Annotated in this window: 14 protein-coding genes; 9 read left to right on the forward strand and 5 right to left on the reverse strand. The window is 61.2% G+C overall.

The genetic code is table 11. The features are described from left to right. On the reverse strand, positions 1-675 hold the full coding sequence (locus tag QBJ92_RS13640; RefSeq protein WP_277970251.1) for a PspA/IM30 family protein: 675 nt from the start codon (positions 673-675) through the stop codon (positions 1-3). Between the two features lie 119 nt (positions 676-794). Between QBJ92_RS13640 and QBJ92_RS13645 the strand changes: the two genes are divergently transcribed. After that, positions 795-1382, forward strand: coding sequence for a LemA family protein (locus QBJ92_RS13645; protein WP_277970252.1), 588 nt, complete (start codon positions 795-797; stop codon positions 1380-1382). Continuing rightward, complete coding sequence (locus QBJ92_RS13650) at positions 1382-3364, forward strand: M48 family metalloprotease (protein WP_277970253.1); 1983 nt, start codon at positions 1382-1384, stop codon at positions 3362-3364. Before QBJ92_RS13645 ends, QBJ92_RS13650 begins: the two co-directional genes overlap by 1 nt. A 320-nt stretch (positions 3365-3684) precedes the next feature. On the opposite strand, the gene QBJ92_RS13655 is transcribed toward QBJ92_RS13650, so the two are convergent. Together QBJ92_RS13655 and QBJ92_RS13660 are read right to left on the reverse strand one after the other, a co-directional pair. Beyond that, positions 3685-4707 (reverse strand): IS110 family transposase, encoded by a 1023-nt coding sequence (locus tag QBJ92_RS13655; protein WP_277970254.1) that lies wholly within the window; start codon positions 4705-4707, stop codon positions 3685-3687. 437 nt (positions 4708-5144) lie between these two features. Beyond that, the gene (locus QBJ92_RS13660; protein ID WP_277970255.1) at positions 5145-5951 is read right to left on the reverse strand and encodes a Crp/Fnr family transcriptional regulator; all 807 of its coding nucleotides are present in this window, start codon (positions 5949-5951) and stop codon (positions 5145-5147) included. A gap of 256 nt (positions 5952-6207) precedes the next feature. Here QBJ92_RS13660 and QBJ92_RS13665 point away from each other — a divergent pair, with 256 nt between their 5' ends. Both QBJ92_RS13665 and QBJ92_RS13670 read left to right on the forward strand, forming a co-directional pair. Further along, a complete protein-coding gene (locus QBJ92_RS13665) occupies positions 6208-6969 on the forward strand; it encodes a Crp/Fnr family transcriptional regulator (RefSeq protein ID WP_277970256.1) in 762 nt (253 codons plus the stop codon). 182 nt (positions 6970-7151) lie between these two features. After that, entirely contained in the window at positions 7152-7385 is a 234-nt protein-coding gene (locus QBJ92_RS13670) for a hypothetical protein (protein WP_277970257.1), read from the forward strand. 304 nt (positions 7386-7689) lie between these two features. Here QBJ92_RS13670 and QBJ92_RS13675 read toward each other — a convergent pair whose 3' ends face one another. Then, positions 7690-8634, reverse strand: coding sequence for a hypothetical protein (locus QBJ92_RS13675; protein ID WP_277970258.1), 945 nt, complete (start codon positions 8632-8634; stop codon positions 7690-7692). 212 nt (positions 8635-8846) lie between these two features. Then, entirely contained in the window at positions 8847-10580 is a 1734-nt protein-coding gene (locus tag QBJ92_RS13680; protein WP_277970259.1) for a hypothetical protein, read from the reverse strand. A gap of 670 nt (positions 10581-11250) precedes the next feature. On the opposite strand from QBJ92_RS13680, the gene QBJ92_RS13685 reads away from it, so the two are divergent. The 5 genes from QBJ92_RS13685 to QBJ92_RS13705 all read left to right on the forward strand — a co-directional run bounded on the left by QBJ92_RS13685 (position 11251) and on the right by QBJ92_RS13705 (position 15280). Further along, positions 11251-11535: a VOC family protein gene (locus QBJ92_RS13685; protein ID WP_277970260.1), complete on the forward strand. Its 285-nt coding sequence runs from the start codon at positions 11251-11253 to the stop codon at positions 11533-11535. Between the two features lie 281 nt (positions 11536-11816). Further along, complete coding sequence (locus QBJ92_RS13690; RefSeq protein ID WP_277970261.1) at positions 11817-12992, forward strand: zinc-dependent alcohol dehydrogenase; 1176 nt, start codon at positions 11817-11819, stop codon at positions 12990-12992. Between the two features lie 191 nt (positions 12993-13183). After that, positions 13184-13543, forward strand: coding sequence for an alpha/beta fold hydrolase (locus QBJ92_RS13695; protein WP_277970262.1), 360 nt, complete (start codon positions 13184-13186; stop codon positions 13541-13543). 57 nt (positions 13544-13600) lie between these two features. Next, a complete protein-coding gene (locus QBJ92_RS13700) occupies positions 13601-13918 on the forward strand; it encodes an alpha/beta fold hydrolase (protein WP_277970263.1) in 318 nt (105 codons plus the stop codon). Positions 13919-14212: 294 nt separating this feature from the next. Next, positions 14213-15280, forward strand: a complete 1068-nt coding sequence (locus QBJ92_RS13705; protein ID WP_431358406.1) for a glycoside hydrolase family 43 protein — start codon at positions 14213-14215, stop codon at positions 15278-15280. Positions 15281-15453 lie beyond the last annotated feature (173 nt).

The raw sequence follows: 15453 nt of genomic DNA on the forward strand, positions 1-15453 counted from the left end.
TCAGGCGGCTTTCGGCGACGCCTTCAGCGCGGCAAGCCGCTGCGCCACCGTGGCACCCTTCTGCAGCGTATCGATCTCCGCCACGCGGTTGATCGCGTCTGCGTCCCCGCGCGAGAAGCCGACGCCGCCCGCGCCGGTCATAGCCCGGTCGAACGCAGCTTCGGCCTGTTCGACCTGCCGCTCGTGGCGTCGAGCATTGTGAAAGCCGCCGTCACCGCCCAGTGCCGCATCGCTGCGCGCGACGTCGAAAGCGCTGAGCGCTTCGGTCATTTGCGCCTTGCGCGCCCGCAATGCCGCCAGCGAATCCTCAAGCTTCGCTTCCTCTTGCCGCGCGAGCAGCTGCACGTCCTCTAGGCGACCGGTCTGGCCTTCCAGATCAACTTGCCGGCTGAGCGCCCCCTCGGCCAGGTCGTCCCGGCCACTTTGGACCGCGAAGCGTGCCTTGGCGGTCAGTTCCTCCAGCTTCTTGCCGATCATCTCTGCCTGACGTGCGGCTTGCAGTCGGCGGGTCATCGCGCGTTCCTGATCGGCACGCACCGCGTCGATCGTGCGGTCTACTTCCCGAATGGCTTCGCGCATCACGCCATCATTATTGGCGCGCTCCATCGCATCGACGCTGTCCTCGATGCGCGCGGACAACAGACGTCCGACGCGCGAAAAGATTGATTCTGCCACTGAGGTCCTCCCGATTGCGCAGGCAGCTTGCCGATCGCTGATTAAGAAGCGATGAAGCCGCGCGCTAACGGATTGGCAACGCACCTCCAGCTACGTTCGGCTCGGATGGGAGTGATGCGATGCTGGTGATGCTATTGTCGGTCGTGATCGGGTTGGTGGTGTTCGCGCTGCTTGCGCTGCTAATCGTGTGGAAAGGTTATACTCGAACGGTCAATACGCTGGTGGCGCTCGATCAGCGCTGCGAGACGGCGTTCGCAGACATCGACGTTTACCTCAAACATCGGCACAATCTGATTCCAGGGCTGGTAGAAGTCGTGAAGGGCGTGGCGGGGCACGAGAAGACGCTGGTGCTTGGCATCGCCGAGGCGCGCGCGGACGCACTCGCGGCCATGGCGCCGAGCGCCAAGCTAAAGGCCGAACGCGACCTTAGCAACAAGGTGACGACGCTGCTCGCCACCGCCGAGACATATCCGGAACTGCGCGCGATTCCCGAATTTGCGCAACTGCGCGGGCAGCTTGTCGAGTGCGAGAACCATATCACGGCGTCGCGGCGCTTCTTCAATCTCGCGATCGAGGAGTACAACGTCTCGCTCCGGCAATGGCCGGGCAGCTATGTAGCGACCAAGCGCCGCATGTCGAGCCGCCAGCCGTATGATCTCGGCATCGAGCGCGTGCTGGTCGACGAACCTCTTGCCTTCGCGTTCTAATGGCGGAGCCGACGGGCCTGTATGGCTGGATCCGCAGCAATGACGGACGCTCGACTGGCCTGTTCCTGGCGTTCCTGCTTGCGATTCAGGTGATTGCGCCGCTGGCGCTGGTCGGGCCGCTGCTGTTCATCGACAGCGATCACGCGCCGTTTATCGGCTGGGGCGGCTATCTTGTCCGCTATGCACCGCTGGTGCTGGTGGCGTCGGTGATATGGTTCACGAGCCAGCTGTGGTGGCATGTCGAGACGGTGAAGAAGGCGGTCGGATTCCACTTCGTGGACGCCGACGACGAGCCGCGACTGTGCGCGGTCATCGAGCCGCTCATTATCCTGACCGGCCTGCCCGTGCCGTTCGTCGGGATCATCGAGAGTGAGGGCCGCAACGCGTTCGCCTGCGGCGTCGGCCGCAAGAAGGCGGTGATCGTGGTCACGCGCGGGCTTCTCGACGCGTTGAGCGACGCTGAGCTAGGCGCGGTGCTCGCGCACGAGCTGAGCCACATCAAGCATGGCGACATCCGGCTGATGGCCGCCGCGAACATCTTCATGCGGGCGCTGATAGGACTGAACAAGCGCAATGCCCTGCGCTTCTCACCCGTGCATGGCCTTCTCGCCATCGCAGTTCCCGCTGTGCTGCCCCTGTCTCTGGCGGGCAGTCTGCTGGGGCGCCTGGGCTTACGCGCGGGCCAAATCTCGCGGCTGCTGATCTCCTCCAGCCGCGAGTTCATCGCGGATGCACAGGCAGCACAATGGACGCAGGATCCGGGCGCCTTGGCTGCGGCGTTGCTCAAGGTCGACGGGCGCCACCGTGTGCGAGGCGCGCGCGACGAGGACGACGCGATGATGATCGCTGGGGCCAGCGAAGGACCGGGCGCGACCCACCCGACGATCGCACAGCGCGTTGCGGCATTGGCGCGGGTCACGGGTTCCATGGTCTTTAACGCGCCGAATGCACCGCACGACGACGATTGGACGGCCGCCACGCCGCGCAGCGCAGTAGTGCAAGCCAGTTTCGGACGACGCGGACTCGCAGGCACGGGCGCGACGGAGGCTATTGCCCGCGTCCGACAGGGCGACCGCCAAAATTGGCTGGGACTTTCGCGGCTCGACACGGGTGCGCTGGTCGTCACTATCGGCGCGCTGATCGGTATTCACGGGCACCAGCTGGGCGACGTCCGCGCCATGGCGACAATCTTCGATCCCCGGCCGCTCGGCGACGTCATCGGCACCGCCGGCGCCTGCCAGCTCAGCCCCTTCACTTACACGCTCAAGCTGCGCTGCGACGCCGGCACGCGGCGCAGGTCGCTCCGGGCGTTCGAGGGGCAGGAAGGAACGGTAGGCGGATGGCTCGCCGACATCGGACGCAAGAGACGCGAACAAGGGGTGAAGGGCGATGGCACGCTGATTGATTCCCTCGCCGGCAACCCGGTGCAGCCCACCTACGAGACCTATCGTGGCCAGAGCGGGCGGTTGACTCCTATCCGCGTTCGGCGCGGCGACGACGGTCTCTATCGCGACAGCGACGGGCGCGCGACGATTGCGCTGCCCAAGCGGCTAATCATCGCCGAGATCGATCAGGTCGGCTGCTTCGTCCGCGACGCCAAGTCGATGGAAGCGACCGGCCCGCTCCCGATGGGATCGGACCAAGTGACGCAAGACAACATTGCCCGCATTCGCTCCGACATCGCCAGGGTAGCCAACGAGACGAGCGCCTCGACCGATTGGGCGGGGATCGCCTATTATCTGGACCGCCGGGAGGTGCAGATGGACCAGGCCTATATGTACTACGGCCAGCCGGGTCTCGCGATGGCGAGAGCGACGTTCAATGGCCTGAAGGAACGCGCGGCACTGGACCATGTGCGGGCCGTGGCGGCCGCGATCGTGATCCCGGCTGACGTGGATGCCATCGAGCGCGCCAAACTGCGCGCGCTGCTGCGCGATCCCGACGCCTTTGTGCCGTGCCGCAGTTTACGGTCGGCTCATTAATCGCGCGTCTGTTCTCTGTTGGACGGGAGACCGAAGCGGCGGCCTCATGACCCATGTGTGGACGGCCCTCCGTTGGCAAGCTCGAACAGTCGCGTTGCAATGCTGGTTGGTGCGGCCATGTGTCCGACCTGTTAGCGCGGCTCATATCGCCGCTGGCCATAATGCCATTCGCGCGGTTCGGGTCCCGATCAAAAGTTCGCACTCGAGGGTGCTTGGGTCATTGTGGGTTTTCCCGATCCGGCGGTTCAACCGGCTTGTTGCATTAGCTCCTATCCGCCCTTCCCAACCTCGTCCGGTGCGGTCTCCCGCACCGTATCCTATTATGCGATCTGCGGCTCGCGATACCGTTCGCCGCTGGCCATCATCGCCCAGATCATGCGGGCGTTCTTATTGGCGAGCGCGACCGCGGCTACCTTGACCTTTCGCCTGGCAAGGAGTTGTACGAGCCACGGCCGCTTCGCCCCGTTCCGCTCGGCATAGCGCACGACTGCCATGGCGCCGACGATCAGCATCTGACGCAGGTATTGGTGGCCCGCCTTCGTGATGCTGCCTAGCCGCTCCTTTCCGCCGCTCGAATTCTGCCGCGGCACCAAGCCAATCCAAGCAGCCAGATTGCGGCCCGAGCGGAAGATCGCGGGGTCAGGAACCGTGGCAACGATGGCGCTGGCGAGCAGCGGACCCACGCCGGGTATCTCCAACAGTCGGCGACCAAGCTCGGTCTCGCGTGCGCTCGCCAGGATGCGACGATCGTTCTCGAGGATCTGCTCCTTTACGATGCGCAGCTGGGCTGCCAGCATCTCCAGGCAGAACCGCGCATCTGCCGGTACGCGATCATCGGTAGGATCAGCGATCACGTCGAGGAGCTGCTCGATGCCGTGTCTGCCAATCGGCGCCGCAATCCCGAACTCGGCCAGGTGCGCCCGCATCGCGTTCGAGAGCTGCGTGCGTTGGCGGTTGAGAATCAGGCGGACACGATGGAGCATCATCGCGCTCTGCTGCTCGGGCGACTTGATCCCGACGAAGCGCATGGTCGGCCGGGTCACCGCCTCACAGATCGCCTCGGCATCAGCCGCGTCGTTCTTACCTCGCTTGACGTACGGCTTCACGTATTGCGCCGGCATCAGCTTCACGTCATGCCCGAGCGCGACCAGCTCGCGCGTCCAATAGTGTGATGTCGCACAAGCCTCAATGCCGATTAGACACCGGGGCAGCTTGGCGAAGAACTTCAACATCCGCCCACGCGTCAGACGCTGGCGAACAACCGCTGCGCCATCAGCATCCACTCCGTGCACCTGAAACACGTTCTTCGCGATATCCAGACCGATCGTTGTGACGTTTCCCATCGTGACTCTCCTTCGACTCTCCGCAGGACATCCTGCTTGAGGGTTGGAGAGCCGTCCACGTCATCACAAGTGGACACTCGAGCGCCCTTCCTCGGCTCCCACTTTCGGCCGTTCGTTCATCGGATTGAACGGCAGTTTTTCGGCGATCAGTCGGCCCCCTGTACGGCCTAAATTGGTGGATAGGCGGACCAGCTGCTTTCGGCGCCGAACGGGATACGGACTAGCTGTACTTATCGGATGACTTGGCGCACCTAGATACAGCTGAACTGTTGGCGGATACGTTCGCCGGCGCCAAGGGCAACTACGATACCGACGCTTGGCGTCACAGCTTATAGTGGCCGCGCTTGGGCCGGAAAATCCGACGCGGGATAGTGCAGTCCGAGAAGCGGGTTTGCCGGCGACTGGGCAGCTTCAGCGACAACCTCGCCAACCCATAGTCATGCAAGCGATAGATCATCGCCTGGTCGAACCCTGTACAGGCGCCCTTCACTTGAGGCGAAATTTTGGCTCAGCGCACCGTTTAGGTGCAGGTAATCAGGGTTGAAATCCGCTACACCAGACAGCGCCTTCCAGTTCCCGATCGTGATGGCACGCTTGTCACGGGTAATGAGGCCATCGCATCGCAATTTCTGAAGCATACGGTTGACGTGAACAGTCGTAAGGCCAGTAGCATCCGCCAGTTGCTCCTGCGTCATAGGAAGCTCGTATCGGGTTCCATCGATCAACCCTGCAGAATGTAGGCGGACGGCAATTTCGCACAGCAGATGCGCAACGCGGCTCAGAGCATTGCGTCGCCCAATGTTGGCGATCCACTCCCGAAAGATAGAGCTTTCTGCGAGCGTTTCGAGCCACATGGCCCGACCTATTGCGGGATGCGCGACGGCGATCTCGTGGACGGCCTCTGCAGGGACAAAGGCAACATTCCCACTGCTCAACATCTGAATGCTGTGATCGGCAATTCCCAGGAAGGCATGCTGGAGATCGAGCACTTCCCCTGGAATATGGACGGACAGGATCTGTCGAGCGCCATTGCCGACGATTTTACTTCGAAAGGCAAAGCCTGAAAGAAGGACGCAGCAGTGTTTTGTCAAATCCTGTTCGCGAATTATATAATTAGACGCTGACATACTCTTGATATTGAACGGCATTCCAAGAAATGCGGCGCGGTCTGCTTCTGAAAGTACAGATCGCTGCTCCAGTTTTTTTAAAGCTGGCGCGAGGATGTTTTTGGATAGAGCGAGCATGACGGTTACACCGTTGCGGTAACGCGCAACCCATGCAGTTCAATATTTGGCTGCAAAAAGGGATTTAGCGAGGTTAGGCGGGAAGTCTCTGCGCTAGATCACACTATGATCACTTTCTTTGCCATCGTACGTGCCCCAATTCCAAAGCCGACGATTGCGGTGATCGCTTCCGAATCTGCCGTTTAGCGCCGGCAGCCCCGCTTGTGCGTTTCATCAGTGATGGTTGGCATTTCACCACGACTGAATCGAGGCGGAAATGAGTAATCCCTGGGCGACGAAGATGGAGCAATTTACCGCATTTACCGCGGGCGAACGTGAACGTCTCGATTCCTTATTAGCGTTCAAACAGCGGGGATTTGAAGCACAGGAAGACATCATCGCTGACGGCGCGCACTCGGACTACTGCCATATTCTGCTGACCGGGCTAGCCTGTCGGTATAAAATCCTACCGGACGGTGAGCGCCAAATCATGGCCTTCCTAGTTCCGGGAGACCTCTGTGACGCCGAGATTTTTATTTTGAAAAAGATGGATCATGCAGTGGGAACACTGACCGCGAGCACGACAGCAATGATCCACTCCAGCGTGATGAAAATGCTGTTGCGAGAAGCCTCGCCGATTGCCGAGGCGTTGTGGTGGGGAACAATGACGGACCTTGGGGTTCTGCGTGAACGGATCGTCGACCAAGGTAGGCGCGATGCGACAGAGCGCCTCGCTCACTTGCTCTATGAAATGCTGGTTCGCTACCGCATCAGCGGCGCAACAAAGACTAACGCCATCGACTTTCCAATCACCCAGACCGACCTCGCCGATGCGACCGGAATGACGCCGTCTCACGTCAATCGCCTCCTGCAGCGCTTCCGCGAAGATGGGCTGATCGAACTGCGCAACCGAACGCTAACCGTCACGAACCCGCTACGCCTGAGATCACTTGCACAGTTCAGCGCAACGTACCTGCATCTGGACAGGACAGAGGCCAGAGATCCTGCGGTATATGACCGGGCCGGGGAATTGATATGAGTTCCGCATAGACCCACAAGTGGACATTAAAGGGCCCTTCCCCGCCTCCGGCTTTCGGACATTCGTTCATCCGGTTTGACGGCAGTTTTTGGGCGTCTAAATCAGCTGCCTGTACGGTCTAAACTGATGGATTTGCGACCGTCCGCTTTCGGCGCTAACGTAACTTAAGCAGACATTCTGAGGTGATCGTGGAGCGCGAGGTATATTTCGAGAAAGTGGCTTGGAGCTACATGCCTTGCCACTGGAAGGGCTTCGCGGTCATGGGTGCCATCATCCTCCCTACCATCGGAGCGATCATTCTGGCGCAGACGCTATTGAACAACTTTGGCTACGGAAATGCCGAATGGTTGCCATTCGTCATGTTCCTTACCCCCGCTCTTCTGCGTCTACTTGGCGTATCCAAGGGAGATAGCTGAACGAACGACAGCTGTCCGGCGCGGCAAGCGCCAGTTTCAACGACCGGGTTTGGGCGGGAGCAGAACGGCAGCTTCGCAGCCAAAAGACCCAATCTCGCCGTTCTCGGCAGGCCACTGGCTGCCCAACTCCGGCCTTTGGTTCATGCCGGCCGGCAGCTAAAGTTTTCTGAGATGGTGAAGGCCTGCCATCCTCGGTCCGGCCAGAAAGCTTCATTCCAACCGTTGCGTAGCTCTGAACCGCAAGAACGGCCGGTCGTTGTTGAAGACGAGCGACACATCGATCCCCGCCGCGAAGAGGACGCCATCACGGCTTGTCTCCGTTCATTCGCCTCAGCTCCGCCGCCTGATCCCTAAGCGGAGATACGTTGTTCGCCTCCCGGATCGCGTCCGACAGAATGTCGCGTGCATAAGGCCCTTGCGTGACACCCACTGTACCAGGGAAAAACTGCGTGCCGTAAATCTGCGGTTTGCCAATTGACGCTAAATAGCGATCGAGCGAGGCCGCTGCGATCCACGCGCCGTTGCGGCTGCCCCGCGCCGTAGCGATTACCGCCAAAGCGTGCGCTAGCAGATAGTCCTCTGGTCGATCACCGTGCTGGAAGATAAAGGCCGCGTGCTCGTAGTCATCGCCGCTGGCGACGTGATCCTCGGCAAGTAGCACCCGCATCCGCGCGCGCCGAGTTGCATCCCCCGCTGCAACCTTCGACCAATCGATCTGCGAGCCACCACTCCGCGCTGCTTGATCCGCTTGGTAGATCGCTGTTACTTCGGGATCACTAGCGCGCTCAAGATCGGCTTTGTAGGTTCTGCTGATGTTCCATGGCCCGAGTGCGGCAGCCGTCTCAACGCGCGTAAGTCGATAAGGCGTGCCTGCGAACGCCGTCCAGACCATCCGCGCAGTGCCGTCGTCATGCGGTCTGACGGTAATACGGTCTGACGGCCAGCCCGGCTGCGCTGGCGGGAAGCGAAACTCAATGCCGCCATCAGGCAAGTTGCGCGCCCTACTCGTCTCGCGTCGAACGACCGGACCAGCAACATTACAGAACTCCTCGCCGCGTGTCGGAGAGACGACGTAGGCGGTCGGCTGATTCCAGACGGCTTTCCAGCCGGAAGGCGTCCGATTGACCTCGACCAGCATCAGCGTTGTCGCGCCCGCACGCAACGCCCAGTCACCGACAGGGTCTGCTGCAACGGCGGGGGCGGCCATGATCCCGATGATCAGCGCGCAAGGCAAAGTCCAGTTTGTCATTGGGCAATCATGCCACCGTCAGCCTGATCGGCAAGGTGCCGTCTCCTGCAGCTGGGTGGCGTATCGGTGTTAGCGTTGCAGCCGCGACAATGGACCTTGCGGACGGAGTCCATCACCCGGGTCGACACCAATCGCACGACGGCAAGGACACAAGCGGTCGCGCGATATTTGCCATTCGCACCAGAAGCAACTTGCAACATGAATAGCTGAACTTATTCGGCTCGAGATTTGGCCAAGCCGCTCAGCGTGCGCGGGCATCCGCGAGCGTTTGGAGCGTCGATCCGAAGTTGCTGAACCGTCACACTTTCATGCCCCTGCGGCAGATAGCGGATCGTACGCTGTTTACCGTTATCCTCCACCAACAAGGCGTAGGGTATCAAGGCATTGTCCGGTTCACCTTCGGTGCGAGCAAGAATTTTCATCCCGTCGCGCAGACCCGCCGCAAAGGCTGGAAGACGGCGATCTACCCCGGTCGCTACGTTGCCGGCACCAGCGGTTGCCTCTGCGTCGAACCCTCTTGAAAAGGATGGGCGCTGTTCGGTGACGACAGTAGCACACTGGCCGAACGTGTCTGCTGGCAAGACAATCGGCTCACCCTTGACGAGGTAGCGGGTCTCATCAGGGGCGATATTTAATCCCCGGTCCGCGGCTAGCGCACGGAACAGCGAAGTCGCGGACATCTTTGAAGCACGCGCCGAGGCTATTTGCGCGTGCAGTACCGTATCGAGGCTTGTCGCACCTCGGCTGCCGCCCAGCAACCGCGCGTTCCACATCGCCGCCAGCATCGCACCTCGCTGATAAGGTAGCTTCTGCGCCATCTCATCATTCCAGAAGGCTGCGGCCGCCCGCGCGCCGGTCATGGTTCGCACCGGTGACCCCGCATACCCCGCCAGCATCTCGTTCCATTGCGCGGCGAACTCCGTGGGCGAGATCAAGCCGGCGCGCACCATGAGTACCCTTGCATAATAGTCAGTGATGCCCTCGCTGAACCAATAGTCCGCGGGGCGGGCTGCCTGGTCCTCTGACGTGGCGCCAAGCAGCACCGGGTTCCAGGTATGAAAATATTCGTGAGCGAGCAGCCACTTCATACGGTCAAGCGGCGTCCGCTGGTCGATCCACAGCGCGAAAGCGTCGCCACGCCCGGTCCCGCCGAAGCTAGTGGCTGTCGGACTGCCGACGATGGGAGCGGCCGTCACCAGGAAAGGTGCGTGCTGGTCAGATTTCCAGAATGTCCGCTCGACGTTGATCACCCGCCGGGCGAGACCATCGAGCTGCTCCGGCGTGAACACATAGCGTCCGACGGTCGCGACCCGCACCCCGGAGCCATCTAGCGCCGGGAAAGTCCGGAGGTCGCGGCCGCCAATGACTACACTCTCCAAAGCATCCGCGACGGTTCCCGGCCGGGTGGCCCGGCGGCGTTGTCCGGCAAGATGTTCGAGGTCTGACGCAAAACCGATTCCGGGAGCGCCGAGCCAATCAAAGGTCGCGGGCGCATTCTCGCGGCCGTTAGGATAACCGAACAGCGCGTCGCCAACACCGTAGAACCAGCGCGGACGGATGACGGGCCGCGGCTGGTCGCTGTCCTCAACGGTTGGGTCGTTATCGTAGGCGGATAGAATGCGGTAACTTACCGTCAATTCCGTGCCGGGCGCGGCCTTCATCTGCCAATGGCCATCGCCCTTCTTCTCGACCGCCGTCGCGCCCGCGACCGCGAAGTCCCGCTCCCACTGCCACAGGCGGCGCTCACCGGCCCAACCATTGGCCCATTCGAAATCAGAGACACCCGACGGATCGACACGGAACCGGACCTGTACCCTTAGCGCTGTGAGTGCCCCGCCTGAGAGAACGGGCGCGAGCGTATAGTGAACCGGCTCGGGAGCGGTGCTGACGCGACTTTCAGCTCCCGACAGCGACAGAGCTACAACACTCAGGAGAAGCATACGCATGCAATGACTTAGAACGAACGGCGGCTTGCAGGCAATCGAAGCGGCGAGACGAACGGCAATAAATGGGCTCTAGCCGTCGGTCGTCTTAGCGACCGCCAAGACCCACAAGTGGACATTCAACTGCCCTTGCCCTATTCCCGATTTCGTGCATTCGTTCATCCGGTTGGACGGCAGCTTTTGGACGTCTAAATTAGCCGCCCGTACGATCTAAACTGGTGGAGGCTGTGTTAAAACGTTTTGTCGCAGCCGAAACGAGCAAGATCGGAATCATGAGCATGCGTATCGCGCAAAGATTGAATCAAGCGCCAGTCAATATTGGATCATTGTTGCGGTAACTGCGCCAACTCTCGTGTTTTTACACAGTCTGCGTGGGTAGCGGACGTCGCGCCGGGAAGCGAGTTGGACGCGGCAACGTGATTGCCGAAAAGACAGAACGCCCGTACCTTCTCTTCCAGCAACGGGAGGATCTCATGCCATGTTTGTCAGCGAGAAATTACTGCCGCTCTTTGCGCTTTTGGGAACGGTGCCCCCTATGGCCGTAGGGGCAGGACCCGCTGGGAGGATCACCGGGGAGGGCGGGGTCTTCGTTGAAAGCAAGGACCCTAAAGCGCTCATGGCGTGGTATCGCGATGCTCTCGGTATCAAAGTTGAGAATTAGGGCGGCGCGATCATGCTGTACGATGCGCCGCAGCACCCACCCGTGCTGACTTTAAACGCGTTCAAGACCGGCTCCGATTACATGGAGCCTTCCAAACGTGAGTTCATATTGAACTTCGCAGTAGACGACTTGGCCGCTTTCCTAGCTCGACTTAAGACCAAGGGGGTGGCGATACTGGCGCTTGACGATAGCGACCCGAGCGGTAAATTTGCCTGGATCGTCGATACCGATGGCATGAAAATCGAGCTGTGCCAGCCAGCAGCAGTATCCCAGTCGGATAAGGCGTACTTACTTTGAACCGCCGAACGTCCGACATTGGGCGCTCGCCGCCCAGCTGCTTGGGACGGGGAGACCCCAACCCGCCATTTAGAGTGCCCGTGCCGTTCACCAGCTTCGGTCGTTCGCTCAGCCTGCGGTTGTCGACTTGGAGGGGTGGCGAGGTCCAAGTGAGATACGCCAACGCGAGACAATCATATTATACGGCCGAGGGTTTGTGCCCGTTCTGCGCGCAGGGGCGTTGAGGGGTTTCAGTCGCTTTTCCGATCCTGGCGGAGCTCCTGCTCACACGGAGAAGAATTATGCGCGCACTATGCTGGCACGGTAAGGGAGATGTCCGCGTCGACACCGTCGCGGACCCCGAAATCAAGCACTCGCGCGACGCGATCATCAAGGTCACCGCCTGTGCGATCTGCGGATCGGATCTCCATTTGCTCGACGGCTACCAGCCGACGATGGAGGCGGGCGACATCCTTGGACACGAGAACATGGGCGAGGTGGTCGCACTCGGGTCCGAGGTGACCAACCTCAAGATTGGTGACCGCGTGGTGGTGCCGTTCACGATCAGCTGCGGCGATTGCTGGTTCTGCCGCAAGGGTCTGTTCGCGGCCTGCGATCGCACCAACCCCAATGCCGAGATGGCCGCCAAGGCGATGGGCCATTCGCCTGCCGGCCTGTTCGGTTTCAGCCACATGCTGGGCGGCTATTGCGGCGGCCAGGCCGAGTATCTGCGCGTGCCGATGGCCGATATTGGGCCGATCAAGATCCCCGACAGCGTCACCGACGATCAGGCGCTGTTCCTGTCCGACATCTTCCCGACCGGCTACATGGCCGCTGAGAACGCACAGATCGAACCGGGCGACACCGTCGCGATCTGGGGGTGCGGCCCGGTCGGCCAGTTCGCCATCCGCTCCGCATTGATGATGGGGGCCGGTCGCGTGATCGCGATTGATGAGGTGCCCGAGCGTCTTGCCATGGCCGAGGCGGGTGGTGCCGAGACGATCAACTTCTCCGAGACCGACGTCTATGACGAATTGCAGGCACGGACCAAGGGACGCGGTCCCGACAGCTGCATCGATGCGGTCGGCTGCGAAGCAGCGGGTCACGGTGCGGCCGACGCCGTGATGGACAAGGTTAAGGCGAGCGTGTTCCTCACCACCGATCGCGTGCACGTGCTCCGTCAGGCGATCATGAGCTGCCGCAAGGGTGGTACGGTCTCGGTGCCCGGCGTCTATGTCGGCATGGGCGACAAGCTGCCGATCGGCGCGGCGATGAACAAGGGGCTGACGATCAAGCTCGGCCAAACCCATGTCCAGCGCTACACCAAGCCGCTGCTGGAGAAGATCGTGGCCGGAGAGATCGACCCCAGCTTCGTCATCACCCACCCTGCAAGCCTAGAAGATGCGCCAGAGATGTACGCCAGGTTCCGCGACAAGGAAGACGGCGTCATCAAGGTCGTCATGCGTCCGCACGGCTGATCCGCGCGTCTCTCATCGTCGTGGCGGCGTCCGTTCCCTGCTCCAGGATCGAACGCCGCGACGACCCGCAAACAGCCATGGTTGCGAATTCAACGGCGCCACAGATGAACAATGGTCGTTGCTCGGTTGCAGACAATCGAAACGGGACGAAATGCACCAGATAAGTCGCGGCTCCGAACGGAAATTGCTGCTTGTGCACGGGCCTGGGTGGACGCTGGCGATCGTGGAGCACCATTCTGGACCCGCTCAGCGCCAGTCGAGCGATAATCGCGATCGACCTGCCCGGACATGGCGCGACCCCGGCCCAACCCGATGGCGGGACCTTCAACGGCCTGGTCGGCAGCGTTCAGCGCTACATTGTGGAGAACGGGCTGACCGGGATTGATGTGGTCGGAAGTTCAATGGGTGCCCGGATCGTGCTTGAACCCGCTCGACGCGGTATGGTCGGCAACGTCGTCGCGCTCGACAGGGGTGGATTCTGGCGTGGCTGGGAGCGTAGCTTCTTCAAGACGACGATCGGTGTCTCCGGACGATTGTTGCGAGCAATTTGACCCGGCCCGCCGACACTCAGCCGTAACGCGGCGTCGCGGACCGCGCTGCTCACCCAATTGTCCGCGCATCCGTGGGCGCTCGATCCCCAGACGGTAGCGACCGAGCTGACCGGTCTCAGTACGACACAGACGTTCGATGCGCTGGTGCATGACCTTGCGAACGGGCCCGCGCAGACCAGTCCTGCTGCCGACAGCGCTGGCCGGATCGTGATCGGGTGGGGCAAGCACGACAGGCTCTGCCTGCCGGGTCAGGCAGCGCGCGCAAAAGCTGCGCTCCCGTCCGCAGAGCTGAACTGGTTCGAGTTCAGCGGTCATTTTCCAATGTGGGACATGCCGGCGGAGACGGTCGAGGTCATCCTCAAAGCGACGCAGTAAATGCAGCAGGGTGTAACGCCGACCCATACTTGGACGTTCACGACGCCATCGCCGCTTTCACAAACCGGACGCTTGTTCAGGTTTCGGGACCGGCTCGATATCGGGCCAAGTATTCGTCCGGGTCAGGCGCAAGGTGCCTGAGACCCGTCCCTCGCTGCTTCCATGACAAGAACATCGTGAGCGCGCAGAAACGAAGGAGCATTGCTCAAGGCAATACGTTCTGCCGCTCCTGCACGTGAGCATTGACGATGCCGGTCGCGGGAGTACTCCTGCGATAAAGATAGGGAGATGGTCGTGAAACATTGGCTCGGCATGGTAGCGCTCACGCTTGGTTCCGCGCTGGCTGCAATTCCGGCCGTGGCGACCGACGCCCCCGGCTCAAATCCGATCATCCGTGATACATTCATCGCCGATCCCGCGCCCCTCGTTGTGGGTAGCACGCTTTACCTTTACGTCGATCACGACGAGGCCAAGGACGGCGAGATGTTCAATATGAGCGAGTGGCTAGTCTACTCGACGACGGACATGAAGCATTGGACTTCTTATCCTTCGATCCTGAAGATCAGTGATCTTAAATGGGCGAAGAAAGATGCGTGGGCGCCGCAGGCCATCGCCAAGAATGGGAAATTCTATCTTTACGTGCCCGCTGAGCATGATGACACCCACTCAGGCAAGGCAATTGGCGTTGCGGTGTCGGACAAGCCGACCGGCCCCTTCAAGGACGCTCGCGGATCGGCACTGATCACCAACGAGATGACGCCCAAGGGCAAGCATAGCTGGGAAGACATCGATCCCACCGTGCTGACCGACACTGATGGCACGACCTGGATCGCATGGGGCAACCGCGAATGCTACATCGCCAAACTGAAGCCGAACATGATCGAGCTCGACGGACCAATCCGGGAAATTACCCCGCCCTTCTATGTAGAAGGTCCTTGGTTGCATCGGCGCGGCAACCTCTATTACCTCACCTATGCGTCTATGGACTCGGCAGCGAAGCCCGGGGCCAAACCCGGGGACGAACACGTGTCCTACGCTACGGCGCCGGCGATCACCGGCCCGTGGACGTTCCGTGGCGAACTGACCGGACCGGCGAAGAACAGCTTCACCATCCATCCCGGCATCGCCAAGTTCAAAGGCAACTGGTATCTGTTCCTGCACAACGCCGCACTGACGATCGGCGTTCAGAAGGGCGCGCTTGGACGTCGCGCGGTCACCGTCGAACATCTCTATTATAATCCGGACGGCACGATGAAACCGGTCGTGCAGACCGAAGCCGGTGTCTCTGCCCCGCAGCTCAAGAGTAAGCGGCGAGGTGTTGCACCTTCGGTCTCTGCACGCCTCTCGTCCCGCGTTAGGTAAGCAAATGGAGAAGTCTAAGATGACGCAATTTGGTGTGACCCTCCTTTGTGTTCTGGCCGCGATGTCGGTACCGGCCGCCGGCGCGCCACCGCGCCCTACGGCTGCTCGGGCCACCTCGGATCGCACATGGGTCGCGGCGTGGGGGTATGTCGTCTCGCCACCACCGCCAGGTC

Source organism: Sphingomonas echinoides (genome assembly GCF_029623395.1).
GTDB lineage: Bacteria > Pseudomonadota > Alphaproteobacteria > Sphingomonadales > Sphingomonadaceae > Sphingomonas > Sphingomonas echinoides_A.